Source organism: Zeimonas sediminis, from assembly GCF_023721795.1.
GTDB classification, from domain to species: domain Bacteria; phylum Pseudomonadota; class Gammaproteobacteria; order Burkholderiales; family Burkholderiaceae_E; genus Zeimonas; species Zeimonas sediminis.
The window spans coordinates 346,501-372,676 of record NZ_JAMQYE010000001.1; the positions used below are offsets into that span (position 1 = coordinate 346,501).

Sequence of the window (26,176 nt, forward strand, 5' to 3'; positions counted from 1 at the left end):
GGCGGGCTTGCCGCGCCCTGGCGCCCGCCGGGGCGCGCCTGGCTTCTGTGCGACAATGTCCTTTTGACAGGACGAGAGTCCAGGGACCATCGTCGATGAAGATTGGAATGCCGTCGTCCAGACTTCCGAAGATCGCCGCGGCCGCCTTGCTCGCGGTGTCGGCCACCTTCGCCTTCGCCCAGGACAGCATGCGGATCGGCTTCGTCAGCACCGAGCGCATCCTGCGCGACGCGGCGCCCGCCAAGGCCGCCCAGCAGAAGCTCGAGCAGGAGTTCAGCCGGCGCGAGAAGGAGCTGCAGGAGATGGCGGCGCGGCTCAAGTCGATGGGCGAGCGTCTCGAGCGCGACGCGGCGGTCATGTCCGAGAGCGACCGGCAGCGCCGCCAGCGCGAGTACGCCGACGTGGAGAAGGACTTCCAGCGCAAGCAGCGCGAGTTCCGCGAAGACCTGAACCAGCGCCGCAACGAGGAACTGTCCCAGGTGATCGAGAAGGCCAACCGGGTGATCAAGCAGATCGCCGAGCAGGAGAAGTACGACATCATCCTGCAGGAAGCCGTGTTCGCCAGCCCGCGTGTCGACATCACGGAAAAGGTGTTGCGCGCGCTCGCGTCGGGCGGCAAGTGAAGCCCGGCTCTGCGGCAACGCGGGGCCCGCAGCCATGGAACTGAATCCCGGTCTCAGCCTCGCAGCAGCGGCCGGGATCGCCGGGGCACGCATCCTGCGTGGCGATCCCGCGCTGGCCATCCGCGGGCTGGCCACGCTGGGGTCAGCCGGCAGCGCCGATCTCTCCTTCCTTTCCGATTCACGCTACGCGTCGCAAGCGGCGATGACCGCCGCGGGGGCGGTCATCGCCCGCGAGGCCGACGTTCAGGTGCTGCCGGCGGGCTGCGCCGTGCTGGCCACCGACGATCCGTATCTCGCCTTCGCCCGGCTCGCCCGCGAGATCGAGTCGCGCCTGCGGCCGCCGCAAGCCGGCGGCCGGCATCCTTCGGCCGTGGTCGCCGGCGACGCGCGCATCGGCGCGGGCGTGGCGATCGGCGCGCACGCGGTGATCGGCCCGGGCGCCCGGATCGGCGACCGCGCCTCGATCGGCGCGCATTCGGTGATCGGGGCCGGGGTCTCGATCGGCGACGGCACCGTGCTACATCCGCGGGTCACCGTGTACGACGGCTGCACGATCGGGGCGCGCTGCATCGTTCACGCTGGCGCGGTGATCGGCGCCGACGGCTTCGGCTTCGCGCCCGCTGCCGGGCGCTGGGAGAAGATCCCGCAGCTCGGCTCGGTGCGCATCGGCGACGACGTCGAGATCGGCGCGAACACCACGATCGACCGCGGCGCGCTCGACGACACGGTCATCGGCGACGGCTGCAAGCTCGACAACCAGATCCAGATCGGCCACAACGTGCGGATCGGCGAGCACAGCGCGCTGGCCGGCTGCGTCGGCGTGGCGGGCAGCGCGGTCATCGGGCGCCGGTGCCGGATCGGCGGGGGCGCGGGAATCCTCGGGCACCTGGAGATCTGCGACGACGTGACGGTCTCGGCCATGAGCCTGGTCACGCGTTCGATCCGCAGGCCGGGTTTCTACTCGGGGGTGTTCCCGTTGATGGACAATGCCGACTGGGAGCGCTCGGCTGCCGTGCTGCGGCGGCTGCCCGAACTGCGCGCGCGGCTGCGCAGGCTGGAAAGAAACGACGACGAGGAACCCATCCGATGACAGCCATGGACATTCGCGCCATTCTCGAACACCTGCCGCATCGCTACCCGTTCCTGCTCGTCGACCGGGTGCTCGAGCTGGAGAAGGGCAAGCGCATCGTCGCGATCAAGAACGTGACGATCAACGAACCGTACTTCACCGGGCATTTCCCCTACCTTCCGGTGATGCCGGGCGTGCTGCAGATCGAGGCGCTGGCCCAGGCAGCCGGCATCCTGTCGTTCCAGACGATGGGCCGCGTGTCGGACGAGAGCTCGGTCTACTACTTCGTCGGCGTCGACAACGCGCGCTTCAAGCGGCCGGTGGGCCCTGGCGACCAGCTCAGGCTCGAGGTCGAGATCGTGCGGATCGCCCGCTCGATCTGGAAGTACGCCGGCCGCACCACGGTCGACGGCCAGCTCTGCGCCGAGGCCGAGCTGATGTGCACGCTGCGCGAGATCGGCGCGCCCAACGGTCCGCAAGGCGCCAACGGCCGGCAAGGCGCCGGCGGCCCGGCGGGCGACAACGCCCCGGCGGGCGCCGGGGGCGCCGGACCGGCCGCCTCGGCCTGAGCGGGGAGGGGCGGCAATGGGCGGCACGGCCCGCATCCATCCGACCGCGGCCGTCGATCCGGCGGCCGAGCTCGACTCGTCGGTCGAGGTCGGCGCCTACTCGGTGATCGGGGCGGGCGTCCGGATCGGCGCGAACACCCGGATCGGGCCGCACGTCGTCGTCGAGGGCCCGACCACGATCGGCAGCGACAACCGCATCTTCCAGTTCGCGTCGATCGGCGCCGCGCCGCAGGACAAGAAGTACGCCGGCGAGCCGACCTCGCTCGAGATCGGCAACGGCAACACGATCCGCGAGTTCGTCACGATCAACCGCGGCACCGTGCAGGACCGCGGCACCACCACGCTGGGCCACGACAACTGGATCATGGCCTACGTGCACATCGCGCACGACTGCCTGATCGGCGACCACACGATCTTCGCGAACACCACCAACCTGGCCGGCCACGTGCAGGTCGGCGACTGGGTCATCCTCGGCGGCTGTACCCAGGTGCACCAGTTCTGCAAGATCGGCGCGCACGCGATGACCGGCGTCAGCACGGTGGTGCTGCACGACGTCCCGCCCTTCGTCATGGCCTCGGGCAACACCGCGCAGGCGCACGGCATCAATTCCGAGGGGCTGCGGCGGCGCGGCTTCTCGGCCGGGCGCATCGCCGCGATCCGGCGCGCCTACCGCACGCTGTACAAGTCCGGCCACACGCTGCAGGAGGCGATCGCCGCGCTGCGCGCCGGGGCTTCGGGCCCGGCCGGCGAGCCGCGCGCCGAGGAAGGCTCTGCGGACGTCGCGATGCTGGCCGCCTTCCTCGAAGGCGTGAGCCGCGGCATCGTGCGCTGACGGTCGGGCAACCATGGCGGGACTGAGCGTCGGCATGGTGGCCGGCGAGGCCTCCGGCGACCTGCTCGCCGCCGCGGTTCTCGACGGCCTGGCGGCGCGGGCCGGCACGCTGCAGGCGCGGGGCATAGGCGGGCCCCGGATGCAGGAGCGCGGCTTCGATGCCTGGTGGACGATCGACGCGCTTTCGGTGAACGGCTACATCGAGGTGCTGCGCGAATATCCGCGCCTGAAGCGGATGCGAGACTCGCTGCGCGAGCGCCTGATCGACTGGCGCCCCGACGTCTTCGTCGGCGTCGACGCCCCCGACTTCAACCTCGACCTCGAGGCGGCGCTGCGCGGCCGCGGCATCCGCACGGTCCACTTCATCGGGCCGTCGATCTGGGCCTGGCGCGGCGAGCGGATCGAGAAGATCCGGCGCGCGGCCGACCACGTGCTGCTCGTCTTCCCGTTCGAGGAGGAGATCTACCGCGAGGCCGGCATTCCCGCCACCTACGTCGGGCATCCGCTCGCCGACCGCATTCCCGAGCACACCGACGCCGAGGCGGCGCGCCGCGCCCTCGGCCTGTTCCCCGGCGGCGGCCCGGTCGTCGCGCTGCTGCCGGGCAGCCGGCGCGGCGAGGTCGAGCGGCTCGGTCCGGACTTCCTGCGCACCGCGGCCTGGCTGCACGTTCGGCGGCCCGACATCCGCTTCCTGCTGCCCGCCGCGAACGACCGGCTCTTCGAGCGGCTGCGCGAAATGATCTCGCTGCTCAAGCTGCCCCCGACACTGCCGCTGACCCTGGTGAGCGGCCGCTCGCACGAGGTGATCGCGGCGGCCGACACGGTGCTGGTGGCCAGCGGCACCGCCACGCTCGAGGTCGCGCTGATGCGCAAGCCGATGGTGATCGCCTACCGGCTGGCCTGGCTCAGCTACCGGATCATGCGGCGGATGGCCTACCTGCCCTGGATCGGCCTGCCCAACATCCTGTGTCGGGATTTCGTCGTGCCCGAGTTCGTGCAGGGCGCGGTGAAGCCCGACGCGCTAGGCGCGGCGCTGCTGCGCCAGCTCGACGACGACGCAGCCCGCGCGTCGATCGCAGGCCGCTTCGCGGACCTGCACGGCCAGCTGCGGCGCGACTGCGCGTCGCGCGCGGCCGAGCGCATCCTCGAGCTCGGGCGTGGCTGAGCGGCGCGCCCCGGCCGGCCAGCTCGCGCTGGCGCTGCCCGCGCTCGAGGGCCCGGTCTGCGGGGTCGACGAGGCCGGCCGCGGGCCGCTCGCCGGGCCGGTCTACGCGGCCGCGGTGGTGCTCGATCCGTCCGCCCCGATCGACGGCCTGCGCGACTCCAAGGCGCTGTCGGCCGGCGCCCGCGAGGCGCTGTTCGAGCTGATCCGCGAGCGGGCGCTGTCCTGGTCGATCGCGAGCGCCAGCGCGGCCGAGATCGACGCGCTGAACATCCTGCAGGCCACGATGCTGGCGATGCGGCGCGCGGTCGAGGGCCTCGGCCTGCAGCCGGCGCTAGCCAGGGTCGACGGCAATCGCGCGCCGCCGCTGGCCTGCGCGGTCGAGACGCTGGTGCGAGGCGACGCGCTCGACCCGGCCATCTCGGCGGCGTCGATCCTCGCCAAGTGCGCCCGCGACGCGGCGATGGCCGAGCTGCACCTGCGCTACCCGCAGTACCGCTTCGACCTGCACAAGGGCTACCCGACCGCGCAGCACCTGTCGCTGCTGCGGCAGCACGGCCCTTGCGTCGAGCATCGACGCAGCTTCGGCCCGGTGCGCCGCCTGGAGGCGCGATGAAGCGCATCGAGTCCCCGTCCAACGAGCGCTTCCGCGCGCTGGTCGCGCTGGCCGGCTCGGCGCGCGATCGCCGCAGGGAGGGCCTGTCGGTGATCGAGGGCGCGCACCTGCTGGCCGCCTACCTGGCCCGGCACGGCGCGCCGCGGCAGCTGTTCCTGCCGGCGCGCACCGCGGCCGAGCTCGACGCGGCATCGCGCCCCGGCGTTGCGGAGATCGCCGCGCTGGTCGCGCGCGCCGGCGTCGAGCCGCTGGTGCTCGCCGACCGGCTCTTCGCGCAGGCCAGCCAGGTCGAGAACGGCCCGGGGCCGATCGCGATCGTCGACACGCCGCGCCCGGCGCTGCCGCAGCGGCTGGTCGACGACGCGGTCTACCTCGACCGGGTGCAGGACCCCGGCAACGTCGGCTCGGTGCTGCGCACCTGCGCGGCGGTCGGCGTCGGCCGGGTGATCGCCTCGCCGGGCACCGCCTTCTGCTGGTCGCCGAAGGTCCTCAGGGCGGCGATGGGCGCCCATTTCCACCTGGACATCCACGAGGGCGTGACGGCCGCCGAGCTGTTGTCGCGGCTGGCCGTCGAGGCGGTGGCCACCGCGGCCGACGCGCCGGCCCAGCTCTACCAGGCCGACCTGCGCGCCCCGCGCGTCTGGCTGCTCGGCAACGAGGGGCAGGGGCTCGAGGCCTCGCTGCTCGCGGCTCCGGGCGTGCGCCGCCTGTCGATCCCGCAGACCGACGCGGTCGAGTCGCTGAACGTCGGCGTCGCGGCGGCCGTGTGCCTGTACGAGCAGCTGCGTCAGCGCTCGGCAGCCCGCGAAGCGGACTCGATCACGCGTTCTCAGCGCTCGGCGAGCTGCTGAAGCACGGTCGTCGCGATCTCCTCGATCGACTTGGTCGTCGTGGAGAGCCAGCGAACGCCCTCGCGGCGCATCATCGACTCGGCCTCGGCCACTTCGTAGCGGCAGTTGTCGAGCGCGGCGTAGCGGCTTCCGGGCCTGCGTTCCTGCCGCACCTCGGCCAGTCGCTCCGGGGCGATCGACAGCCCGAACAGCTTCGGCTTGTGCCGGTACAGCTCGTCGGGCAGGCGGCCGCGGTCGAAGTCCTCGGGGATCAGCGGGTAGTTGGCTGCCTTGATCCCGTGCTGCATCGCCAGGTACAGGCTGGTCGGCGTCTTGCCGCAGCGCGAGACGCCGACCAGGATCACGTCGGCCTGGCCGAGCTCGGCGTGCTGCTGCCCGTCGTCGTGGGCCAGCGAGAAGTTGATCGCGGCGATCCGGTTGCGATAGGCCTCGGAGTCGGCCGCCGCGTGCGAGCGGCCCATCCGGTGCGAGGACCGGACCCCGAACTCGACCTCGAGCGGCTCGACGAAGGTCGCGAACAGGTCGAGGAAGCGACAGTTGGCCTGTCGCACCACGTCGTTGATCGCCGACTCGACCAGGGTGCTGAACACGATCGGGCGCTGCCGGTCGATGCGGCCCTGGCGCTCGATCCGCTCGACCGCCTCGTGGGCCTTGTCGATCGAATCCACGAAGGGCAGGCGCACGGTGCGCAGGCGCAGCCCCTCGAACTGGCTCAGCAGCGAATGGCCGAAGGTCTCGGCGGTGATGCCGGTGCCGTCGGACAGGTAGAACACGGTGCGGTCGTAGCGGGTGTCGCCGGAATCGGGCATCTCGGGTTCGCTCGGGGGCGTCGGTGGTCGATGCCCCGCATTCTGAACGCTGGCGGCCGATCGCGCTCGTCCCCTGACGGGCCGCCGTGCAAAGGTTCCGGGGGCCAGTCAGGGCGGGGAAGTAAAATCCCGGTTCTCCCGGAACGTTCCGGATGACCGCCCAGCCCGCCGCGCGCCGCGACCGCCGCGCGGCCGGGGCGCCCCCGCGCGGCGGGGCGGCCATCCAGAGCGCTTCGCGCAACCGCATCTCAACTGTCAGGACCTTCCCATGAACCGTCACGAAGGACGTTACGTCGTCCCCTTCGAGGAATTGCGAATGACCGATGTCGACTCGGTCGGCGGCAAGAACGCCTCGCTCGGGGAAATGATCAGCCAGCTCGCGGCCTCGCATGTCCGCGTGCCCGGCGGATTCGCCACCACCGCGTTCGCGTTCCGCGAGTTCCTTCAGCACCAGGGGCTCGCGCAGCGGATCGCCGCCGAGCTCGACGCGCTGAACGTCGAGGACGTGAAGGCGCTGGCCGAGTGCGGCGCGAAGATCCGCCAGTGGGTCGTCGAGGCGCCGCTGCCCGCCCGGCTCGAGCAGGAGATCCGCGAGCACTACCGGCGCATGGTCGACGAGGCCGGCGGCGCCGCGATCTCGGTCGCGGTGCGCTCCTCGGCCACCGCAGAGGACCTGCCCGACGCCTCGTTCGCAGGCCAGCAGGAAACCTTCCTGAACGTGACCGGCATCGACGCGGTGCTCGACCGCATGCGCCACGTGTTCGCGTCGCTTTACAACGACCGCGCGATCTCGTATCGGGTGCACAAGGGCTTCGCGCACGCCGACGTGGCGCTGTCGGCCGGCGTGCAGCGGATGGTGCGCAGCGACCTCGCCAGCTCGGGCGTGATGTTCACGATCGACACCGAGTCGGGCTTTCCCGACGTGGTCTTCATCACCAGTTCCTGGGGCCTTGGCGAAACGGTCGTGCAGGGGGCGGTCAACCCCGACGAGTTCTACGTCCACAAGCCGATGCTCGAGGCCGGCAAGTTCCCGATCATCCGCCGCGAGATGGGCTCCAAGCTGATCAAGATGGAGTTCGTGCCCAACGGCGCGGCAGGGCGCACGGTGCGCACCGTCGACGTCCCGATCGAGGCGCGCAACCGGTACTCGCTGACCGACGCGGACGTGATCGAGCTGGCCCGCTACGCGGTGATCATCGAGCGGCACTACGGCCGGCCGATGGACATCGAGTGGGGCAAGGACGGCGGCGACGGCAAGCTCTACATCCTGCAGGCGCGGCCCGAGACCGTGAAGTCGCAGCAGGGGGGCAGCCGGCAGCAGCGCTGGAAGCTGAAGTCGCGCGCCGAGGTGCTGGCCTCGGGCCGGGCGATCGGCCAGAAGGTCGGCGCGGGCCCGGTGCGCGTGGTGTCCGACGCCTCGCACATGGACAGCGTGCGCCCCGGCGACGTGCTGGTCACCGACATGACCGACCCGAACTGGGAGCCGGTCATGAAGCGGGCCTCGGCGATCGTCACCAACCGGGGCGGGCGGACCTGCCACGCGGCGATCATCGCGCGCGAGCTGGGCATCCCGGCCGTGGTCGGCTGCGGCGACGCCACGGAGAGGCTGCACAGCGACGCGCTTGTGACCGTGTCCTGCGCCGAGGGCGACACCGGCTACATCTACGACGGCCTGCTCGAGACCGAGGTCACCGAGATCGACAGCGGGGCGATGCCCGAACTGCCGGTCAAGATCATGATGAACGTCGGCAACCCGAGCCTCGCCTTCGAGTTCGCCCGCATCCCGAACGCGGGCGTGGGCCTGGCGCGGCTCGAGTTCATCATCAACAACAACATCGGCATCCATCCGAAGGCGATCCTCGACTACCCGAACGTGGACCCCGACCTGCGCAAGGCGGTCGAGAGCGTCGCCCGCGGCCACGCCACGCCGCGGGCCTTCTACGTGGAGCGCCTGGCCGAAGGAGTGGCCACGATCGCGGCGGCCTTCTGGCCGCGGCCGGTCATCGTGCGGCTGTCCGACTTCAAGTCCAACGAATACCGCAAGCTGATCGGCGGCTCGCGCTACGAGCCCGAGGAAGAGAACCCGATGCTGGGCTTTCGCGGCGCGTCGCGCTACGTGGCCGAGAGCTTCCGCGACTGCTTCGAGCTCGAGTGCATGGCGATGCGCAAGGTCCGCGAGGACATGGGCCTGACCAACGTCGAGCTGATGGTGCCCTTCGTGCGCACCGCGAAGGAGGCCGCCACGGTGGTCGCGCTGCTCGACAGGCACGGCCTGAAGCGCGGGCAGGGCGCCGGCCCGGACGGCAAGGGCGGGTTGAAGCTCATCATGATGTGCGAGCTGCCGTCCAACGCGCTGCTGGCCGGGCAGTTCCTCGAGCACTTCGACGGCTTCTCGATCGGCTCGAACGACCTGACGCAGCTCACGCTGGGCCTGGACCGGGACTCGGGCCTCGTGGCCGAGAGCTTCGACGAGCGCGATCCCGCGGTCAAGATGCTGCTGGAGATGGCGATCGACGCCTGCCGGGCGGCAGGCAAGTACGTCGGCATCTGCGGGCAGGGACCGTCGGACCATCCGGACCTCGCCCGGTGGCTGATGGACAAGGGGATCAGCTCGATCTCGCTGAATCCGGACACGGTCGTGTCGACCTGGCAACAGCTCGCCGGCGCGCGGCGCGCCGGCTGACCCTGGCGTGCGGGGCCCGGGGCCCCGCAGGCCGGATCGCCACCGCGCGATGGCCGGCCACCAAAGGAAACGGGCCCCTTGCGGGGCCCGTTCCTCGTCAGGCGACCGGAGCGATCACTTGACGACCATCATCTGCTCCTTCTTGCCGCCCTTGTAGGTGTAGAGCGTCAGCGAGGCGTTCTTCATGTCGCCGTACTGGTCGAAGGAGATCGTGCCGGTGATGCCTTCGTAGCTGATCTTGGCCAGCTCCGGCAGGTACTTCTTCGGGTCGGTCGAGTCGGCCTTCTGCATCGCCGCGACCATCGTGTTGACCGCGTCGTACACGTAGGGCGCGTACAGCTGCACGTCGATGCCGAACTTCGACTTGAAGCGCTTCTTGAAGTCCTCGATGCCGGCCGCCTTGTCGGGCGTGATGCCGCCGGCCTCGGCGCAGATCACCTTGCCTTCGCCGATCGCGTCGCCGGCGAGCTTGGCCATCTCGCCGGTGCAGATGCCGTCGCCGCCCATGAACTTGGCGTCGATGCCGAGCTGCTTCATCTGGCGCATCATCGGGCCGGCCACCGCGTCCATGCCGCCGTAGAACACGACGTCGGGCTTGACGCCCTTGAGCTTGGTCAGGATGGCGCTGAAGTCGGTGGCCTTGTCGTTCGTGAACTCGCGGCCGACGATCTTGCCGCCGGCGGCCTTGACCGCCTTCTCGAACTCGTCGGCCACGCCCTGGCCGTAGGCGGTGCGGTCGTCGATCACCGCGATCGACTTGGCCTTCAGCTCGTTCACCGCGTAGCGGCCGAGCGTGCCGCCGAGCTGCCCGTCGTTCGCGACCACGCGGAACGTGGTCTTGAAGCCCTGCTTGGTGTAGGAGGGGGCGGTCGACGACGGCGAGATCTGCGGGATGCCGGCGTTCGAGTAGATGCGCGCGGCCGGGATCGAGGTGCCCGAGTTCAGGTGGCCGACGACGCCGGCGACGCCGGAGTCGACCAGCTTCTGCGCGGCGGCGGTGCCCTGCTTCGGGTCGGCGGCGTCGTCTTCCGCGACCAGCTCGAACTTGATCTTGTTGCCGCCGATGGTGAGGCCCTTGGCGTTCAGCTCCTCGATCGCCAGGCGGCCGCCGAACTCGTTGTCCTTGCCCAGGTGGGCGATGCCGCCGGTGAGCGGCGCCACGTGGCCGATCTTGACCACGGTCTGGGCCGACGCGACGCCGGCGGTGGCGGCGAAGGCCGTGGCAACGGCGAAGCCGATCAGCTTCATTTTCATCGGGAGATCTCCAAATCGGTTGGACGTCTTGTTTGGCTGACCCGCGGGCGGCGCGCCCGGACAGGCTCAACGGCGCGAATGCTAGCCCGAAACCCGGCGCAGCGGCAATGACGACCCTGTCGGCGACCTGCCAGCCGACCGGCCGGCTGGGTGGGTCCGTTTCCCTGCCCCGCCAGCGAGCGCCCGGCGGTCGATTCGCCCGACGCGTGGTGCCCCGGGGGCGGACGCGCGGAGGCCGAGGCGCGCGCCGCGGGGCCCCATTGGTGCTAGCATCGCCCGCATTCGATCGGGAGGCCCGCATGCAGGTGCATCACTGGTGGTGGATCCTGGCCCTGGCGCTCGGCGTGGGCGAAATGCTCACCAGCACCTTCTACCTGCTCGTTCTCGCGCTCGGCGCGGCGGCGGGGGGGGCGGTGGCGTGGTTCGGCGGCTCGGCCACCTTGCAGGTCCTGGCCACGGCGGTGGTGTCGGTGGCCGGCTGGGCGATGCTCTGGCGCCGCGGCCGCGCCCGCGCGGCCGGCGGCAGGCCGGGCGCCGACCGGAGCATGCTGCTCGACGTCGGCGAGCGCCTGAAGATCGACGAATGGACCGACGGCCGGCGCACCCGGGTGCTGTACCGCGGCGCGCAGTGGGCCGTCGAGCTCGACGAGCGCGAGCCCGACGCGGCGGCCAGCGCGGGCGCCTTCGTCATCGAGCGGGTCGACGGCAGCCGCCTGATCGTGCGCGGCGCGGAGCCGGCGGCCGCCCGCTGAGCCCGCCCCACAAGGAATCCGGCCCTCTGCGGCCCAACCCGACACACGGAGTCAAGCCATGCCCAGCGGCGGTTTCAGCGTATCCCTGATCGTCCTCGTCCTCGCGATCGTCTTCATCGTCCGCGCACTCAAGGTCGTGCCGCAGCAGCACGCCTGGGTGGTCGAGCGGCTCGGCAAGTTCGACCGGGTGCTGGCGCCCGGCCTGAACTTCCTGATCCCGTTCGTGGACAGGGTCGCCTACCGTCACCTGCTCAAGGAAGTGCCGCTCGACGTGCCGAGCCAGGTCTGCATCACGAAGGACAACACGCAGCTCACCGTCGACGGGGTGCTCTACTTCCAGGTCACCGACCCGATGCGCGCCTCCTACGGCTCGAGCAACTACATCGTCGCGATCACGCAGCTCGCGCAGACCACGCTGCGCTCGGTGATCGGCCGGATGGAGCTCGACAAGACCTTCGAGGAGCGCGAGCTGATCAACGCCAACGTCGTGTCGGCGCTGGACGAGGCCGCGCTGAACTGGGGCGTGAAGGTGCTGCGCTACGAGATCAAGGACCTGACGCCGCCGGCCGAGATCCTGCGCGCGATGCAGGCCCAGATCACCGCCGAGCGCGAGAAGCGGGCGCTGATCGCAGCCTCGGAAGGGCGCAAGCAGGAGCAGATCAACATCGCCACCGGCGAGCGCGAGGCGAGCATCCAGCGCTCCGAGGGCGAGCGGCAGGCCGAGATCAACCGCGCGATGGGCGAGGCCTCGGCGATCTCGGCGGTGGCCGACGCGACCGCCCGCGCGATCGAGCGGATCGCCGCCGCGATCAACCACCAGGGCGGTCTCGAGGCGGTCAACCTGCAGGTGGCCGAGAAGTACGTCGACGCGCTCGGCAAGCTGGCCAAGGAGAACAACACGATGATCGTGCCGGCCAACCTGGCCGACGTGTCGACGCTGGTCGCCACCGCCACCTCGGTGATCCGCCAGACGAAGCAGTGAGCGGGCTCGGGGGCGCCCCTCGCGGCCGGCGCGGCCGCGGGCGCCGCGTCAGCCGCGGGTGCCCTGCTTGATCAGGCGCTGGCGCTCGCGCTGCCACTCGCGCTCGCGCTCGGTCTCGCGCTTGTCGTACTGCTTCTTGCCCTTGGCCAGGCCGATCTCGCACTTCACCCGGCCGCCCTTGTAGTGCAGGTCGAGCGGCACCAGCGTGTAGCCGGCGCGCTCGACCTTGCCGATCAGCTTGGCGATCTGCGCGCCGTGCAGCAGCAGCTTGCGGGTGCGGGTGGGATCGGGCTTCACGTGGGTCGACGCCTCGGGCAGCGGCGTGATGTGCGCGCCGATCAGGAACAGCTCGGCGTCGCGGATGACCACGTAGCCTTCCTTCAGCTGGGCGCGGCCGGCGCGGATCGCCTTGACCTCCCATCCCTCGAGGACCAGCCCGGCCTCGAAACGCTCCTCGATGAAGTAGTCGTGGAGGGCCTTTTTGTTCTGCGCGATGCTCATCTTTACAATTCTCGCCGATTTCGGGCGTTTCGCCGCGCCCGGACCGATCACGCCCCCGCCCGATGACCGTTCGCCCGCCGCACACCGTCCGAAAGTCCGTCCTGGTTCCGTACCCTGCCGAGCGGATGTTCTCGCTCGTCGAGCGGGTCGAGGACTATCCGAAGTTCCTGCCGTGGTGCGGCGGCACCGAGGTCGAGCGCCACGAGGACGGGTCGATGACGGCCACGGTGCGCATCGATTTCCGCGGCATTCGCCAGAGCTTCACCACCCGCAATACCCACGAGCCGGGGCGCCGGATCGAGATGGCGCTGCGCGAGGGCCCGTTCACGCAGCTGCACGGCGAGTGGCGCTTCACCCCGCTGCGCGAGGACGCCTGCAAGGTCGAGTTCGTGCTCGAGTACCGCTTCGCCGGTGGCCTGCTCGGCCGGGTGCTCGAGCCGGTTTTCGATCACATCGCGCGTTCGTTCGTCGACGCCTTCGTCCGGCGCGCCGAGCACCTGCATGCGCTCGAGTGACGAGGCCGGCCTGCGGGTCGAGCTGGCCTGGGTCGAGGCGGACGGCACGGTGACGATCCGGCCGATGCGCTTGCCTGCGGGTTCGACGCTCGGCGACGCGCTGGCCGCGATCGAAGGGCCGGCGCTGCGCGATGCGCTGGTGGCGGGCAAGCTCGCCGCGGCGGTGTTCGGGGAGGCGAAGCCGGCCGACGCGCCGCTGTCCGACGGCGACCGGATCGAGCTGCTCGAGGGCCTGAGGGTCGACCCCAAGGCCGCCCGGCGGCGCCGGGCCGAGGTTCGCAGGGCGCAGGCCGCGGCGCGAAATCGCTGAGCCGCGGCGGCCGCCGCGGTGCAGGCGCGGACCCGAAGGCGGGCCGCGGCCTCAGCCGCGGCTGCCGCAGTGCTCGGCGGCGCTTCGGCGCAGCTGCTCGGCGCGCCGGGCGCGCTCCTCGTCGCTGAGCACGACCCGTTCGCCGCTTTCGTCGACCGTGTGCAGCCGCATGCCGCTGTCGATCGTGCGCAGCCCGACCTGCGCGTCCTCGCAGAGCCTGGCGCGCTCGGCCGCCTGGCGTTGCGCCTCGGCCTGCTTGCGCTCGGCCTCTTCGCGCTCGATCGCGCGCAGGCGCGATGCCTTCTCGCGCTCGACCCAGCTCGCCGGCTGCGCAGAGGCGGCCGGCGCGGGGCGGGCGGCCGCGCCATCGGCAGCGGCTGCCGGAGCGGTGGAGGACGCTCCGGCAGCCGGTGCCGCGCTCGCGGCGGTGGATTGGGCGGCGCCGGGCCCGGGCGCCGGGGAGGCCGCGCTCGGCGAGTCGGCCGGCGCGGGGAGTCCGACGCCGGGCGGGGCCGACAGCAGCGTGACCCGGGCGCCGGCCGGCGGCGGCAGGTCGGAGTAGACGATCCGGCCGTTCGCCTCCCGCCACTTGAACGGCGCGGCGGAGGCGGGGCCGGGCGCCAGCGCGATCGAGACGGCGACGGCGCCGGCCGCGCCGGCGATGGCGGCGAGTCGCGTGCGGAGCTGCGGGCGTCGGAGGATCATCGGAAGGCACTCCGGAGCTGTGCGTTGGTCGGAGCGGGCCGGCCGCGATCCGGTGCGGCGGTCCGTCGAGCGCATTCTGCGGCGCCGGCCCGCGCCGGCGGCCCGGGGCGCCGACGGAAGGCGCCGGCCCCCGGCCGGGCGGCACGCTCCGCGGTCCCGGCCGGGCGGCGAGCTCGCCGCGACGCGGGCAGCCCGCGCGGTCGGGCCGGCCGGGGAGCCGATCCGCGGCCCCGGCCGCTCTGTATAATGCGGTTTTGCGCCCAGAGGGTTCCATGCGACTGGCGAAGAAAGCCCTGACCTTCGACGACGTCCTGCTCGTCCCGGCTTACTCCGAGATCCTCCCCCGCGACACCTCCCTGAAGACCCTGTTCACGCGCGGCATCGCGCTGAACCTGCCGCTGGTTTCGGCGGCGATGGACACGGTCACCGAAGCGCGCCTCGCGATCGCGATGGCCCAGGAAGGCGGCATCGGCATCGTCCACAAGAACCTCTCGCCCCAGCGGCAGGCCGCCGAGGTGCTGAAGGTCAAGCGGCACGAATCCGGCATCGTGCTCGACCCGATCACGATCGAGCCTTCGATGAAGGTGCTCGACGTCATCAAGCTCACCCAGCAGCACCGGATCTCCGGCCTGCCCGTGGTCGAGAACGGCCGGGTGGTCGGCATCGTCACCAACCGCGACCTGCGCTTCGAGACCCGGCTCGACTCGCCGGTGTCCACGATCATGACCCCGCGCGAGCGGCTGGTCACGGTGCGCGAGGGCGCCTCGCTCGACGACGCGCAGGCGTTGATGCACCAGCACCGCCTCGAGCGGGTCCTGGTGGTCAACGAGGCCTTCGAGCTGCGCGGCCTGATCACCGTCAAGGACATCCTGAAGGCCACAGAGAAGCCCAACGCCTGCAAGGACGCCGAAGGCAAGCTGCGCGTGGGCGCGGCGGTCGGCGTCGGCGGCGACGTCGAAGAGCGGCTCGAGCTGTTGGTTCGCAACGGCGTCGACGCGGTCGTCGTCGACACCGCGCACGGCCACAGCAAGGGGGTCATCGACCGGGTCCGCGCGATCAAGCGCGAGTACCCCGAGCTGCAGGTGGTGGCCGGCAACATCGCCACCGGCGAGGCGGCCCGCGCGCTGGTCGACGCCGGCGTCGACGGGGTCAAGGTCGGCATCGGCCCCGGCTCGATCTGCACCACGCGTGTGGTGGCCGGCGTGGGCGTGCCGCAGATCACCGCGATCGCCGACGTGGCCGCAGCGCTGAATGGCACCGGCGTGCCGCTGATCGGCGACGGCGGCATCCGCTTCTCCGGCGACATCGCCAAGGCGATCGTGGCCGGCGCGCACGCGGTGATGATGGGCTCGATGTTCGCCGGCACCGAAGAGGCGCCGGGCGAGGTCGTGCTGTACCAGGGCCGCTCCTACAAGACCTACCGCGGCATGGGCTCGCTGGGCGCCATGCAGCAGGGCGCGGCCGACCGCTACTTCCAGGATTCCTCGGTCAACGTCGACAAGCTGGTGCCCGAGGGCATCGAGGGCAGGGTGCCCTACAAGGGCTCGGTGGTCGCGATCCTGTACCAGCTGGCCGGCGGCCTGCGCGCCAGCATGGGCTACTGCGGCTGCCCGAGCATCGAGGACATGCGCACCCGCCCCGAGTTCGTCGAGATCACGTCGGCCGGCATGCGCGAGTCGCATGTGCACGACGTGCAGATCACGCAGGAAGCGCCCAACTACCAGATCGACTGACGCCTTCATGCACGACCGGATCCTGATCCTCGACTTCGGCTCGCAGGTCACCCAGCTGATCGCGCGCCGCGTGCGCGAGGCGCACGTCTACTGCGAGATCCACCCCTGCGACGTCTCCGCCGATTTCGTCCGCGAGTTCGCGCCCAAGGGCATCATCCTGTCCGGCAGCCACATGTCGGCCTGGGAGGAGTCCACCGACCGGGCGCCGGACGTCGTGTTCGAGCTCGGCGTGCCGGTGCTCGGCATCTGCTACGGCATGCAGACGATGGCCCAGCAGCTCGGCGGCCGCGTCGAGAGCGGCCAGCACCGCGAGTTCGGCTACGCCGAGGTGCGCGCCCGCGGCCACACCCGGCTGCTAGAGGGCATCGAGGACTTTCGCACGCCGGAAGGCCACGGCATGCTGAAGGTCTGGATGAGCCACGGCGACAAGGTCGTCGACATGCCGCCGGGCTTCAAGCTGATGGCGTCCACGCCGTCCTGCCCGATCGCCGGCATGGCCGACGAATCGCGCGGCTTCTACGCGGTGCAGTTCCACCCCGAGGTGACCCACACGGTGCAGGGCAAGCGGCTGCTGTCGCGCTTCGTGCTCGACATCTGCGGCTGCCGCGCCGACTGGGTGATGGGCAACTACATCGACGAGGCGGTCGCCAGGATCCGCGAGCAGGTCGGGGACCAGGAGGTCATACTGGGCCTGTCCGGCGGCGTGGACTCCAGCGTGGCCGGCGCGCTGATCCACAAGGCGATCGGCGACCAGCTCACCTGCGTGTTCGTCGACACCGGGCTCTTGCGCCTGGACGAGGGCGCGCAGGTCGTCGAGACCTTCCAGGCCCACATGGGCATGAAGCTGATCCACGTCGACGCCACGAAGCGCTTCATGGACGCGCTGGCCGGAGAGTCCGACCCCGAGGCCAAGCGCAAGATCATCGGCCGCGAGTTCGTGCACGTCTTCCAGGAAGAGGCCGGCAAGCTCTCGCGCGCCAAGTGGCTGGCCCAGGGCACGATCTATCCCGACGTGATCGAGTCGGCCGGCGCCAAGACCGGCAAGGCCAAGACGATCAAGTCGCACCACAACGTGGGTGGCCTGCCCGAGACCCTGCACCTGCAGCTGCTGGAGCCGCTGCGCGAGCTGTTCAAGGACGAAGTCCGCGAGCTCGGCGTGGCGCTGGGCCTGCCGCGCGAGATGGTCTACCGGCACCCGTTTCCGGGCCCCGGCCTGGGCGTGCGGATCCTCGGCGAGGTCAAGGCCGAATATGCCGACCTGCTGCGCCAGGCCGACGCGATCTTCATCGAGGAACTGCGCAACACGAAGGGCCCCGACGGCCAGTCGTGGTACGACCTGACCTCGCAGGCCTTCGCGGTCTTCCTGCCGGTGAAATCGGTGGGCGTGATGGGCGACGGCCGCACCTACGAGTGGGTGGTCGCGCTGCGCGCGGTCCAGACCCAGGACTTCATGACCGCGCACTGGGCGCACCTGCCGCACGAGCTGCTCGGGCGGGTGTCGAACCGGATCATCAACGAGGTCCGGGGCATCAACCGGGTGGTGTACGACGTCTCCGGCAAGCCGCCGGCGACGATCGAGTGGGAGTAGGGCGCTTCACGAGCCTCGGGCAGCGAGGAAGCGCTCGATGTGGGCCGCGACTTCCAGCGGGCGCGTCAGCGCTGGCAGGTGGCCCGAGCCTTCCATGACCACGAGTTCGCTGTCGGGAATCAGGGACTGGGTGTACCGCATGTGCTCGATGCGGTAGAAGGCGTCGAGCTCGCCGTGGACGATCAGCGTGGGGAGGCGCAGCTGCGGCAGCCGGCTGGCCCAGTCGACGGGCTGCGCGGCCTCCATGACGAACAGCCGATCGGCCGCCTCGGGCGTCGCGCGGGCGAGGATGTACTCGCCCCAGCGCCGGATGTGCTCGGTGTCGGGTTCGGGGGTGCAGCGCTCGAGGAACCACCGCAGACGGTCGGCGTGCGTGGCGCCGGGCCACGACGAAGGCGGCACGCGGGGCGCGACGGGCAGCTCGGGTGACCGCACCTCCCCGCAGCCGTTCATCAGCACCAGCCCGTCGAAGCGGTCGGGCCGGGCGAGCACTGCCCGCATCGCCGTCACCGTGCCGCGCGAAAAGCCGGCCATCACGCAGCGCTCGATGCCCAGCGCGTCCATCACGCGGAACACGTCGTCCACCAGCGCTTCGGCCGTGATGCGCTCGACGGGCACCCGCGTCAGGCCTGCCCCGCGGTGGTCGTACGTGACGGTGCGCCAACGCGCGCTCAGGGGCGCCAGGGCCGGGAGCCAGTCCTCGACGTTGCTGATCCAGCCGCCGTGGGCCAGGATCGTCCGGGGCCCGCTGCCAAAGGCAAGGGTGAGCATCCGGATGCCATCGATGTCCAGGAACATGGAGCCTCCCGAGCAAGGTGATCGCGGTCATCGCGGGTGATGTGCCGCCTGCCCGCAGGCTATCTCCGGTGCGCGCGCGCGAAAACGGGACGAATGTCCCGCCGCGCGGGGCCTACAGGCCGAGGTCCCGGGACCGTGCGACGGCGCGGGCGCGGTTGTCCACGCCCAGCTTGGCGTACAGGGCCGACAGGGCGTTGCGCACCGTCTTGTCGGCCACGCCAAGGCGCGCGGCGATCTGCGCGTTGTCCAGGCCCTGCGCGACCAGGCCGGCGAGCTCGCGTTCGCGGGGCGTGAGCCGGGGCGCCTCGCCAGCGCCCGTGACGAAGTCGACGACTGCGTCGCAGAACCGGGTGAAAGCCGGCTCGTGCCCCAGCGGCACGTGATTGGCCGAGGGCAGCGACTCGAAGCGTGCGCCGGGAATCGAAGCCGCGATGTCGTGGCCGAGCTCGACCGGCACGGCGCGGTCGCCTTCGCAGTGCAGGACCAGGGTCGGCACGGTCACCTGCGGCGCGAGCGCGCGCACATCGAGTTCGGCCCGCGCCCGCATGATCTCGGCCGCGCGCGGTCCGTCGCAACTGCGGCGCTGCTGCTCGTTCATGCCCGCGCGAACCTCGGGCGTGGCGTCCGGCACGAAGCGACTGCTGAAGAACTCCCGCACTGCGGGGTCGTCCCGCCCCCAACCGAACTCCACCAGCCGCCACTGCGCTTCCAGGAAGCCGCGCTCCTCGGGCGTGCGGCACCGATGCAGGGCGCCGTGCAGAAAGCCGCCCAGCAACACGAGGTGCGAGACCCGCTCCGGGTGCCGCACCGCATAGGCGATCGCAATCGCCGCTGCGCCGCTGACCCCGAGCAGCGCCACCTTCGGCTCGCGCGCGGCGTCGACCGAGGCCCCGATCACGGCCTCGAGTTCCTCCATCCAGGGTTCCAGCCCCCGCGGCCGCGCGTCGTCGCCCGACAGGCCGCAGCCACGTTCGTCGTAGCGCACCAGGCGGAACGAGCGGCTCAGCCGCTCCACCCACGGGCGCCAGATCGGGGAGCGCAGGTCGTACTCGACATTCGTGAGCCAGTGCGCCACCCGAACCAGCGTCGGCGCGCCGGAGGCACCACTGCGGGTCCAGGCGATGCGCGCCCCGGAGGGCAATTGCGCAAAACGGAATGCCTGGGCTGAGACCGCGCGCGCGCCGGTCGACGAGTCGGTGTCTGTGGACAAGGAACGCGCCATCGAGGGAGGGGCTCGTGCACCCGGTGGAGGGGATTCTAGATCGACGCGGGCCCGGGCGAGGTCGAGATCGCGGACAATCACTGAAGGAGTACGGCCTTGCGGCCCCAGGCGAGCACGTAGTGCGCGCCGGAGATCGCCATCGTCGCCAGCGTCGTCCACATCAGCAGGTCGACCCACAGGCCGCCCTGGAGATGCCCCGCCAGCACCGCGAGCACGGCCAGCAGCAGCAGGAACTGCAGCACCGTATTGATCTTGGAGATCCGCGTCGGCGTCATTTCCAGGCCGCCCGCCACCAGCCGGTAGGCCAGCGCTCCGGCGACGATCACCAGGTCGCGCACCACCAGCACGGACGCGAACCACCAGGGAAGCGCCTGCTGCATCGCGAGCAGCACGGTCACCGTCATCATCGTCAGTTTGTCGGCGAGCGGGTCGGCCACGGCGCCGAACCGGCTCTCCAGGTTCCAGCGGCGGGCGATCTGTCCGTCGGCGAAGTCGGAGAGCGCGGACACCACGAAGCAGCCGAACGCCTCGTCGTGCCTGTCCTGGTACAGGAGCGTCGCGATCACCGGCACCAGGGCCAGGCGCAGCAGCGTGATGACGTTGGGCAGGTGGCGCATGACCTCGCTCGAGCGTGCAGGCACAGGATAACCGCCTGCGCAGGGATACGGCCACGTCGCGCTCCGGTCATCAGGATGGGTGGCCTGATCCGGAAGAGTTGTCGGGGGCTCCTGGATCGCCGCCCCGTGCACCGTGACGGCGCCGGCCACTGGTCCACAGCGCCGCAAAGGCGGCCAGCAGTGCCAGGTAGTCCAGGCGACGCTGGCCCCTCGCGTCGGGCCGTCGCTATCGCGGGCTCAGCCGGATTCGACCAGCGCCGCGGTCAGCCGCCGCACGATCGGCAGCACCAGGAGAAGCGTCGGAAACGCGACCAGCCACGATAGCCCCCAGGCGCCCAGCCAGGTGCCGAGGAAACCGTCGATCGGTCCCAGCGCTCGCAGCGTGCTGATCAGCGACACGACCAGGGTCATGAGCAGCGACAGCAGCAGCGGCATCACGATGCCCGCGTAGCGGGCCGGAATCCGGGGCGTGCCCAGGAAAGTCTTCTGCGGGGTCGTGCGAGCGTTCATCGGGGAAGATTGCATGCGATCGTTGCCGGCGAGGCAGGGGAGCTGCGCGGTGCCATTATGACGCCCGATCGGCTAGGATTCGGCCGCCACCGGCCGTTTCGCACACTCGGTCGGGCTCGTCCAGGAGGAGATCCCGTGAAGCATGCCGCGGTCGAAGTCAGGCTCGCATGGTCGGCCGACCTGCCCGTCGTGCGGCTCGACTGACGCGTCCCGCATCGGGCCCTCGCGATGATCAGGAGCGCGCCGGTCGATCGGCTGCAGGGGCTGGACGGTTCCGGACAGGGGCTGTCCGAGAGCGACGCGGCAGCGCGGGCGTCGACCTACGGACCCAATCGGATCCTGGAGACCGCGCAGAAGGGCTGGCTCGACCTCGCCAGGGACACGCTGAAGGACCCGATGCTGTGGTTCCTCCTCGGGACCAGCGCGCTCTTCGCGTTCGTGGGGCAGGTCCGAGAGGCCGCGATCATGCTCGTCGCCGTGCTGCCCCTGGTCGGCATGGACGCGTATCTCCACCGCCGGACGCGCGCGTCGACGGAGGGGCTGAGCAGCCGCCTGGCGCAAAGCGCGACGGTCGTGCGCGAGGGCGCCGCACGGGTGGTGCCGGCGATGGAGCTGGTGCCGGGCGATCTGGTCATCGTCGCGACCGGCGAGGCCTTTCCGGCCGACGGTCTGCTGGTCGGCGGCGAGCGCATGCAGGTCGACGAATCCGCGCTGACCGGCGAGTCGCTGCCGGCGCGCAAGCTGGCGCTCGATCGGCTTCCTCGCGACGAGGCCGAGGCCGGGGTCGCCGGGGCTTCCTGGGGCCTTGCCGGCACCCGCCTGCTGAGCGGCGAGGCGCGGATGCGCGTCGCCTACATCGGCGGCGAAACGCTCTATGGCGAGATCGCGCGCTCGGCGCATCCCGATGCGCGGACGCGCACTCCGCTGCAGATCGCGGTCGGCCAGCTGGTGGTGGTGCTGATCGTCGGCGCAGTGCTGCTGTGCCTGACGCTCGCCTGGGTGAGGTGGCAGCAGGGGCACGGGCTCGTGGATGCGCTCCTGACCGCCCTCACTCTCGCCGTGGCGGCGCTCCCCGAGGAGTTTCCGGTCGTGCTGACCTTCTTCCTGGGCGTCGGCGTGTACCGGCTGGCGAAGCGGCAGGCGCTCGTCCGCAGGGCCGTGGTGGTGGAGAACATCGGGCGAGTCACCTGCATCTGCTCCGACAAGACCGGCACGATCACCGAAGGCAGGTTGCGCCTGAGTCACCGCGACGCCGCCGAGGCGGTCGCTCCGGAATTCCTCCTGCAGCTCGCGGCCGCGGCCTCCAGGAGGGAAACCGGCGATCCGATGGACGTGGCCATCCTGGACGCGCTGCCCCGGGCGCTCCCGTGGGAGACGGTGGCGACCTATCCGTTCACCGAGGACCGCAAGCGCGAGACAGGCGTTCTTCGCGAGGACGGCCGGCTGATCGCCGCGGTCAAGGGCGCTCCGGAGGTCGTGTTCGGGCAATGCGGCCTCGAACCGGCCGCGCTGCGCGAGTGGATGGCGCGGGTCGACGCGTTTGCGGACACCGGACACAAGGTGATCGCCTGTGCCTGGCGCGAGCTCGACGGCGTCGAGGACTGGGCAGGCGGCGAGCCCGAGCGCGGCTTTCGGGTCGCGGGGCTGCTGTGCTTCGAGGACCCGATCCGGCCCGGTGTCGTCGAGGCCCTGCAGACCTGCCGGGCGGCGGGCATCCGGGTCGTCATGGTGACCGGCGACCACGCACGCACGGCGCTCGCGGTCGCGCGCGAGATCGGGCTCGGCGGCGGCGCGCCGCGGGTCGTCGACGGGGCGGAGATGAGCGCCCGGCTCGAGCGAGGCGACACCTCGCCGCTGCGTGACGCGGACGTGATCGCCCGTGCCGTGCCGGCACAGAAGCTCGACCTGGTGCGCGCGTTCAGGGACGGCGGCGAGATCGTCGCAGTCACCGGCGATGGCGTGAACGACGTTCCGGCACTGCAGGCGGCCGACATCGGGATTGCGATGGGGGAGCGAGGAACTCGCAGCGCGCGCGAGGTCGCCGCGATCGTGCTGCTCGACGACAATTTTCGCAGCATCGTGCGCGCCATCGCCGAGGGGCGGCAGCTCTTCACCAACCTGCAGCTGAGCTTCCAGTACCTGCTGATGATTCACTTGCCGCTCGTCCTGACGGCGGCGCTGATTCCGCTCGCGGGCTTTCCGGTCCTGTACCTGCCGATCCACGTGGTGTGGCTGGAGCTGATCATCCATCCCACTGCGCTGCTGGTGTTCCAGGAGCTGCCCGCCGGCACCCGCCTCCGGCCGCTGAAGCGCACGGCGCGGCTGCGCTTCTTCGGCGGGGCAGAGTGGGCGGCCATCGTCTCGGTGTCCGCCTTGCTCACGGTCGCGGTGGGCTTCAGCTTCCTGCGCGGGCTGGAACACGGCTACGACGTGGACCACGCGCGCGCGATCGCGCTGGCCGCGCTCACCAGCGCGAGCGCCAGCATCACGGCGGGGCTCACGCAGCTGCGAACGCGCCCGGCGCGCGCGATGGTGGCCGCAACGCTGGCGCTGTCCTTCCTGCTGGTGCAGACGCCCTGGCTGGCCTCCCTGCTGAACCTGAAGCCGCTGGATCCCGACGACTGGGCGCTGGCGCTGGGCGGCGGGGCGGCCGCGGGCATCCTTGCGGCCTCGCCGTGGTGGTGGCGTAGGCTGATGGCGGGAAAGCGCCCGCGCGCCTGAAGGCGGCGACGTTGCGGCGCAGACCGAGGCTTCAGCGGCGAACCACGCCGCCCAGGCCGCCTCCGATCAGCGCCGCCACGTCGACCAGCACGCCGGGCAACGCGAGGCCCCCTGGCGCAGCCAGGTAGCGCGGTCGCCACTGCGGATCGAACTTGGCCTTGTAGGCGCGAAGCCCGCGGAAGTTGTAGAAGTGCTCGCCGTGCCGGAAGATCAGCGTGCCGAGCCGGTGCCACAGCGGCGCCAGGGGATGGGCCTCGAGCCCGGCCAGCGGTGCCATGCCGAGGTTGAAGCGGCCGTAGCCCTGTCGCGCTCCCCACAGCATGAGCTCGGTGAACAGGAAGTCCATGACCCCGGGCGGGGCGTCGGGCCGGTGGCGCATCAGGTCGACCGACAGCTCGTGGCGATCGGCTCCGGTCAACACGTTCGCGAAGGCGACGATCGTGTCCTCGCGCCGCACCAGGGCGCACGGGAAGCGCCGGAGATAGGCAGGGTCGAAGCGCCCGAGCGAGAAGCCCTTCTCGCGGCTGTGCTTTGCCGCGAGCCAGGCGTCCGAGACCTCCTTCAGCGCGCCGAGCAAGGGCGGCACCGCGGAGGCGTCCAGCCATTCGAAGCGCAGGCCGTCGCGCCTAGCCCGGCTGTGGGCATGACGCAGCTCGCGCCGCGCGGGGCCCTCCAGGGTGAAGCCAGCCAGCGAAACCGTGGCCTCCTCGCCAAGCTTGATCGCGGCCAGCCCCATGTCGAGGTACAGCGGCAGGTGCGCGGCGTCGACCTGGTAGAACACTGCCCGGCCGGCGTGACGATCGGCAATTTCGCGCAGCCGCCACGCGAGCCGCGACTGCGCGGCCGGGTCGCCGACCGGATCGCCGACCGGATCGCCCAGCGCGATCCAGCTGCGTCCCCGCACCTGGTACATCAGGAAGGCCTCCCGCTCGGTGTCGAACAGCAGGCGCTTGTCGCCGAGCAGCGCCAGCGCCGCATCGGCCGACCGGGAGCGGGCGACGATGCCAGCGGCTCGCTCGATCTCGGCGGCGGTCGGCGGCCCGGCCTCGGGCGCGGCCGGCTGCATCGCGCGCCACAGGGCGAGCGTGCAGCCGGCTACCATGACCGCGAGGGTGGCGCGCAGGTAGCGCGGGGCATCCCCGTGGAAGGCGAAGGCCCACCACAATTGCTGCGAGTACTCGACGTGCCTGTAGGCGAAGAGGCCGATCCAGGCGGTGACCAGGAGCACGGCCGCGATTGCCGCGAGCGACGCCGGGGACAGCACGTTGCTGGCGATCATTGCTTCTCGTCGGAAGGCATCCCGCCCGAGCCACAGGATGGCGAGTGCCGCGAGCGACACCGAGGCCTCCTCGATGTCGACGCCCTTCAGCAGCGACGCGATGGCCGCCGCGAGCAGCAGCCCGATCGCGAGCCGCCAGGCCAGCCGTATCCGCCTGTGCAGGGCCTGGGCAAGCACCAGCAGCCCCAGGCCGAGCAGGCTGCCCGCGAGATGGGAGACTTCCAGCACGGGCAGCGGCAGGACTTCGCGCAGCCAGCGCAGCCGCTGTGCGTCGGCCGGCAGGCTGCCGGAGAAGAGCAGCACTGCTCCGGCCACGAAGACGGTCGCGCCCGCCGCCACCGGGGCGAGCCAGGCGAACAGGGGCCGAACCGCCGCAAACGCGCCGGCCAGGCGTCGATGCTGCTCGCTCAGCGCCAACGGAACGCCTGTCAGCGCGGCCAGCGCCAGCGGCAGCAGGTAGTACACGATGCGGTAGCCGACCATGGCCGCCAGCAGGGCGTCGCGTGGCGTGTCGGGCAGGCCGAGCAGCAGCACCGATTCGAATACGCCGAGTCCGCCCGGGACGTGGCTGGCGATGCCCGCGCCCACCGCGATCACGTACACGCCCAGGAACACGTGGAAGGGCGGCGCCGCGTCGGCGGGGAGCAGCAGCCAGAGCGCCAGGGCCGCGCAACCGAGGTCGGCGAGGGCGAGCAGCAGCTGGCGCCAGGCCAACCCGGGCGACGGCACCCGGACCTGCCAGGGGCCGACGCGCAGCGGCTCGCGGCGCCGCCAGGCGAGCAACAGGTAGGCGAGGGGCGCGGTCAGCAGCAGCACGCCGGCGCCGCGCGCCATGGCGGGTGCGATGTGCAGCCAGCGGGTGGCCACTGCCGGCTCGAACAACAGGGCGAGGCCGATCGCGAAGCCGATGCCGATCCCGAAGGTGAGCCCGACCAGGCCCGCCGTCAGCGCCACGTCGGCGGCCGAGAGCCCCCAGGCGGTGTACAGGCGCAGCCTGACCGCGCCGGCACTGAGCATCGCCAGGCCGAGGTTGTGGCCGACGGCCGTCGCGACGAAGGATGCCGCCGCGACCCGTCGATAGGGCAGGGCGTGTCCCAGGTAGCGGAGCGCCAGCACATCGTAGCCGGTGAGGGCCAGATAGCTCCCGGCGGTCGCGGCGAGCGCGAGGAAGAAATTGCCCGCGCCGAGCCGTCCGAAGGCGGCGCGCACGTCGGCCAGGTGCACCCGTGCCAGTTCCGCGTGCAGCACCGACAGGGCGAGCCCGAGCAGGACGAGGCTTGCCGCTGCCGCGAGCCAGATTCGCCAGGAGCCTCCACGGGGCGGCGAGGCCTTTGGCGCCGCGGACGAAGTCGCGTGCCAGATCATCGCTTCGTCGGTCGCGACGCGATTCGCATGCTGCTCCCGGAGCGGGATGGTGCGCGGTGCCCCAATTCTCGCCGAGCGGGCGCTCCACCTACAAGCCGCCGCCAGCGTCA

General features: G+C 71.4%; 24 protein-coding genes. 15 read left to right on the plus strand and 9 right to left on the minus strand.

Annotated features, from left to right (window positions below; translation table 11 throughout):
- The first annotated feature begins 107 nt into the window (after positions 1-107).
- From M6I34_RS01590 to M6I34_RS01620, 7 genes are read left to right on the plus strand one after another with little or no spacing between them, the layout of a single operon-like run.
- Positions 108-623, plus strand: a complete 516-nt coding sequence (locus M6I34_RS01590) for an OmpH/Skp family outer membrane protein (RefSeq protein ID WP_272483969.1) — start codon at positions 108-110, stop codon at positions 621-623.
- Between the two features lie 34 nt (positions 624-657).
- Positions 658-1,713 (plus strand): UDP-3-O-(3-hydroxymyristoyl)glucosamine N-acyltransferase, encoded by a 1,056-nt coding sequence (gene lpxD, locus M6I34_RS01595; protein ID WP_272483970.1) that lies wholly within the window; start codon positions 658-660, stop codon positions 1,711-1,713.
- Positions 1,710-2,261 carry a 3-hydroxyacyl-ACP dehydratase FabZ gene (fabZ, locus tag M6I34_RS01600; protein ID WP_272483971.1) on the plus strand — a complete coding sequence of 184 codons (552 nt, stop codon included), beginning with the start codon at positions 1,710-1,712 and terminating at the stop codon, positions 2,259-2,261. Before lpxD ends, fabZ begins: the two co-directional genes overlap by 4 nt.
- A 16-nt stretch (positions 2,262-2,277) precedes the next feature.
- Positions 2,278-3,093 (plus strand): acyl-ACP--UDP-N-acetylglucosamine O-acyltransferase, encoded by an 816-nt coding sequence (gene lpxA, locus M6I34_RS01605; protein WP_272483972.1) that lies wholly within the window; start codon positions 2,278-2,280, stop codon positions 3,091-3,093.
- 13 nt (positions 3,094-3,106) lie between these two features.
- Positions 3,107-4,258, plus strand: a complete 1,152-nt coding sequence (gene lpxB, locus M6I34_RS01610) for a lipid-A-disaccharide synthase (RefSeq protein WP_272483973.1) — start codon at positions 3,107-3,109, stop codon at positions 4,256-4,258.
- A complete protein-coding gene (rnhB, locus tag M6I34_RS01615) occupies positions 4,251-4,871 on the plus strand; it encodes a ribonuclease HII (protein ID WP_418953419.1) in 621 nt (206 codons plus the stop codon). Before lpxB ends, rnhB begins: the two co-directional genes overlap by 8 nt.
- Positions 4,868-5,722, plus strand: a complete 855-nt coding sequence (locus M6I34_RS01620; RefSeq protein WP_272483974.1) for a TrmH family RNA methyltransferase — start codon at positions 4,868-4,870, stop codon at positions 5,720-5,722. Before rnhB ends, M6I34_RS01620 begins: the two co-directional genes overlap by 4 nt.
- On the opposite strand, the gene ppsR is transcribed toward M6I34_RS01620, so the two are convergent.
- A complete protein-coding gene (gene ppsR / locus M6I34_RS01625) occupies positions 5,701-6,531 on the minus strand; it encodes a posphoenolpyruvate synthetase regulatory kinase/phosphorylase PpsR (protein ID WP_272483975.1) in 831 nt (276 codons plus the stop codon). The genes M6I34_RS01620 and ppsR overlap by 22 nt on opposite strands.
- A gap of 268 nt (positions 6,532-6,799) precedes the next feature.
- Here ppsR and ppsA point away from each other — a divergent pair, with 268 nt between their 5' ends.
- Positions 6,800-9,214: a phosphoenolpyruvate synthase gene (ppsA, locus tag M6I34_RS01630; RefSeq protein WP_272483976.1), complete on the plus strand. Its 2,415-nt coding sequence runs from the start codon at positions 6,800-6,802 to the stop codon at positions 9,212-9,214.
- Between the two features lie 114 nt (positions 9,215-9,328).
- On the opposite strand, the gene M6I34_RS01635 is transcribed toward ppsA, so the two are convergent.
- A complete protein-coding gene (locus M6I34_RS01635; protein WP_418953420.1) occupies positions 9,329-10,468 on the minus strand; it encodes a branched-chain amino acid ABC transporter substrate-binding protein in 1,140 nt (379 codons plus the stop codon).
- A 299-nt stretch (positions 10,469-10,767) separates the two neighbouring features.
- Between M6I34_RS01635 and M6I34_RS01640 the strand changes: the two genes are divergently transcribed.
- Both M6I34_RS01640 and M6I34_RS01645 read left to right on the plus strand, forming a co-directional pair.
- Positions 10,768-11,220, plus strand: a complete 453-nt coding sequence (locus M6I34_RS01640; protein WP_272483977.1) for an NfeD family protein — start codon at positions 10,768-10,770, stop codon at positions 11,218-11,220.
- A gap of 58 nt (positions 11,221-11,278) precedes the next feature.
- Positions 11,279-12,202: an SPFH domain-containing protein gene (locus tag M6I34_RS01645; protein WP_272483978.1), complete on the plus strand. Its 924-nt coding sequence runs from the start codon at positions 11,279-11,281 to the stop codon at positions 12,200-12,202.
- A 48-nt stretch (positions 12,203-12,250) separates the two neighbouring features.
- On the opposite strand, the gene smpB is transcribed toward M6I34_RS01645, so the two are convergent.
- Positions 12,251-12,712 carry an SsrA-binding protein SmpB gene (gene smpB, locus M6I34_RS01650; RefSeq protein WP_272486576.1) on the minus strand — a complete coding sequence of 154 codons (462 nt, stop codon included), beginning with the start codon at positions 12,710-12,712 and terminating at the stop codon, positions 12,251-12,253.
- A gap of 53 nt (positions 12,713-12,765) precedes the next feature.
- On the opposite strand from smpB, the gene M6I34_RS01655 reads away from it, so the two are divergent.
- Both M6I34_RS01655 and M6I34_RS01660 read left to right on the plus strand, forming a co-directional pair.
- Complete coding sequence (locus M6I34_RS01655) at positions 12,766-13,218, plus strand: type II toxin-antitoxin system RatA family toxin (protein WP_272483979.1); 453 nt, start codon at positions 12,766-12,768, stop codon at positions 13,216-13,218.
- Positions 13,205-13,528: an RnfH family protein gene (locus tag M6I34_RS01660; protein WP_272483980.1), complete on the plus strand. Its 324-nt coding sequence runs from the start codon at positions 13,205-13,207 to the stop codon at positions 13,526-13,528. Before M6I34_RS01655 ends, M6I34_RS01660 begins: the two co-directional genes overlap by 14 nt.
- A gap of 51 nt (positions 13,529-13,579) precedes the next feature.
- Here the strand turns inward: M6I34_RS01660 and M6I34_RS01665 are convergent, their stop codons facing one another.
- Positions 13,580-14,233 (minus strand): DUF4124 domain-containing protein, encoded by a 654-nt coding sequence (locus M6I34_RS01665; protein ID WP_272483981.1) that lies wholly within the window; start codon positions 14,231-14,233, stop codon positions 13,580-13,582.
- Positions 14,234-14,505: 272 nt separating this feature from the next.
- On the opposite strand from M6I34_RS01665, the gene guaB reads away from it, so the two are divergent.
- Positions 14,506-15,966: an IMP dehydrogenase gene (gene guaB / locus M6I34_RS01670; protein ID WP_272483982.1), complete on the plus strand. Its 1,461-nt coding sequence runs from the start codon at positions 14,506-14,508 to the stop codon at positions 15,964-15,966.
- A gap of 7 nt (positions 15,967-15,973) precedes the next feature.
- The gene (gene guaA, locus M6I34_RS01675; RefSeq protein ID WP_272483983.1) at positions 15,974-17,554 is read left to right on the plus strand and encodes a glutamine-hydrolyzing GMP synthase; all 1,581 of its coding nucleotides are present in this window, start codon (positions 15,974-15,976) and stop codon (positions 17,552-17,554) included.
- A 6-nt stretch (positions 17,555-17,560) separates the two neighbouring features.
- On the opposite strand, the gene M6I34_RS01680 is transcribed toward guaA, so the two are convergent.
- The 4 genes from M6I34_RS01680 to M6I34_RS01695 form a co-directional block, all read right to left on the minus strand.
- A complete protein-coding gene (locus M6I34_RS01680) occupies positions 17,561-18,352 on the minus strand; it encodes an alpha/beta fold hydrolase (RefSeq protein WP_272483984.1) in 792 nt (263 codons plus the stop codon).
- A gap of 112 nt (positions 18,353-18,464) precedes the next feature.
- On the minus strand, positions 18,465-19,574 hold the full coding sequence (locus tag M6I34_RS01685) for an alpha/beta fold hydrolase (RefSeq protein ID WP_272483985.1): 1,110 nt from the start codon (positions 19,572-19,574) through the stop codon (positions 18,465-18,467).
- 77 nt (positions 19,575-19,651) lie between these two features.
- A complete protein-coding gene (locus M6I34_RS01690; protein ID WP_272483986.1) occupies positions 19,652-20,191 on the minus strand; it encodes a CDP-alcohol phosphatidyltransferase family protein in 540 nt (179 codons plus the stop codon).
- Between the two features lie 237 nt (positions 20,192-20,428).
- Positions 20,429-20,701 carry a DUF2798 domain-containing protein gene (locus tag M6I34_RS01695; protein WP_272483987.1) on the minus strand — a complete coding sequence of 91 codons (273 nt, stop codon included), beginning with the start codon at positions 20,699-20,701 and terminating at the stop codon, positions 20,429-20,431.
- A gap of 228 nt (positions 20,702-20,929) precedes the next feature.
- On the opposite strand from M6I34_RS01695, the gene M6I34_RS01700 reads away from it, so the two are divergent.
- Positions 20,930-23,422 carry a cation-translocating P-type ATPase gene (locus M6I34_RS01700; RefSeq protein ID WP_272483988.1) on the plus strand — a complete coding sequence of 831 codons (2,493 nt, stop codon included), beginning with the start codon at positions 20,930-20,932 and terminating at the stop codon, positions 23,420-23,422.
- A 31-nt stretch (positions 23,423-23,453) separates the two neighbouring features.
- Here M6I34_RS01700 and mprF read toward each other — a convergent pair whose 3' ends face one another.
- Entirely contained in the window at positions 23,454-26,066 is a 2,613-nt protein-coding gene (gene mprF / locus M6I34_RS01705; protein WP_272483989.1) for a bifunctional lysylphosphatidylglycerol flippase/synthetase MprF, read from the minus strand.
- Positions 26,067-26,176: the final 110 nt, after the last annotated feature.

What these genes read in the sequence shown, in the direction of transcription:
- guaB (WP_272483982.1), top strand. Translation starts at nt 14,506, where the DNA reads ATGCGACTGGCGAAGAAAGCCCTGACCTTCGACGACGTCCTGCTCGTC.
- M6I34_RS01685 (WP_272483985.1), bottom strand. Translation starts at nt 19,574, where the DNA reads ATGGCGCGTTCCTTGTCCACAGACACCGACTCGTCGACCGGCGCGCGC.
- M6I34_RS01620 (WP_272483974.1), top strand. Translation starts at nt 4,868, where the DNA reads ATGAAGCGCATCGAGTCCCCGTCCAACGAGCGCTTCCGCGCGCTGGTC.
- M6I34_RS01700 (WP_272483988.1), top strand. Translation starts at nt 20,930, where the DNA reads ATGATCAGGAGCGCGCCGGTCGATCGGCTGCAGGGGCTGGACGGTTCC.
- M6I34_RS01640 (WP_272483977.1), top strand. Translation starts at nt 10,768, where the DNA reads ATGCAGGTGCATCACTGGTGGTGGATCCTGGCCCTGGCGCTCGGCGTG.
- M6I34_RS01665 (WP_272483981.1), bottom strand. Translation starts at nt 14,233, where the DNA reads ATGATCCTCCGACGCCCGCAGCTCCGCACGCGACTCGCCGCCATCGCC.
- M6I34_RS01635 (WP_418953420.1), bottom strand. Translation starts at nt 10,468, where the DNA reads ATGAAAATGAAGCTGATCGGCTTCGCCGTTGCCACGGCCTTCGCCGCC.
- mprF (WP_272483989.1), bottom strand. Translation starts at nt 26,066, where the DNA reads ATGATCTGGCACGCGACTTCGTCCGCGGCGCCAAAGGCCTCGCCGCCC.
- M6I34_RS01660 (WP_272483980.1), top strand. Translation starts at nt 13,205, where the DNA reads ATGCGCTCGAGTGACGAGGCCGGCCTGCGGGTCGAGCTGGCCTGGGTC.
- ppsA (WP_272483976.1), top strand. Translation starts at nt 6,800, where the DNA reads ATGAACCGTCACGAAGGACGTTACGTCGTCCCCTTCGAGGAATTGCGA.
- guaA (WP_272483983.1), top strand. Translation starts at nt 15,974, where the DNA reads ATGCACGACCGGATCCTGATCCTCGACTTCGGCTCGCAGGTCACCCAG.
- fabZ (WP_272483971.1), top strand. Translation starts at nt 1,710, where the DNA reads ATGACAGCCATGGACATTCGCGCCATTCTCGAACACCTGCCGCATCGC.
- lpxD (WP_272483970.1), top strand. Translation starts at nt 658, where the DNA reads ATGGAACTGAATCCCGGTCTCAGCCTCGCAGCAGCGGCCGGGATCGCC.
- ppsR (WP_272483975.1), bottom strand. Translation starts at nt 6,531, where the DNA reads ATGCCCGATTCCGGCGACACCCGCTACGACCGCACCGTGTTCTACCTG.
- M6I34_RS01655 (WP_272483979.1), top strand. Translation starts at nt 12,766, where the DNA reads ATGACCGTTCGCCCGCCGCACACCGTCCGAAAGTCCGTCCTGGTTCCG.
- M6I34_RS01680 (WP_272483984.1), bottom strand. Translation starts at nt 18,352, where the DNA reads ATGTTCCTGGACATCGATGGCATCCGGATGCTCACCCTTGCCTTTGGC.
- lpxB (WP_272483973.1), top strand. Translation starts at nt 3,107, where the DNA reads ATGGCGGGACTGAGCGTCGGCATGGTGGCCGGCGAGGCCTCCGGCGAC.
- M6I34_RS01590 (WP_272483969.1), top strand. Translation starts at nt 108, where the DNA reads ATGCCGTCGTCCAGACTTCCGAAGATCGCCGCGGCCGCCTTGCTCGCG.
- M6I34_RS01695 (WP_272483987.1), bottom strand. Translation starts at nt 20,701, where the DNA reads ATGAACGCTCGCACGACCCCGCAGAAGACTTTCCTGGGCACGCCCCGG.
- lpxA (WP_272483972.1), top strand. Translation starts at nt 2,278, where the DNA reads ATGGGCGGCACGGCCCGCATCCATCCGACCGCGGCCGTCGATCCGGCG.
- M6I34_RS01690 (WP_272483986.1), bottom strand. Translation starts at nt 20,191, where the DNA reads ATGCGCCACCTGCCCAACGTCATCACGCTGCTGCGCCTGGCCCTGGTG.
- M6I34_RS01645 (WP_272483978.1), top strand. Translation starts at nt 11,279, where the DNA reads ATGCCCAGCGGCGGTTTCAGCGTATCCCTGATCGTCCTCGTCCTCGCG.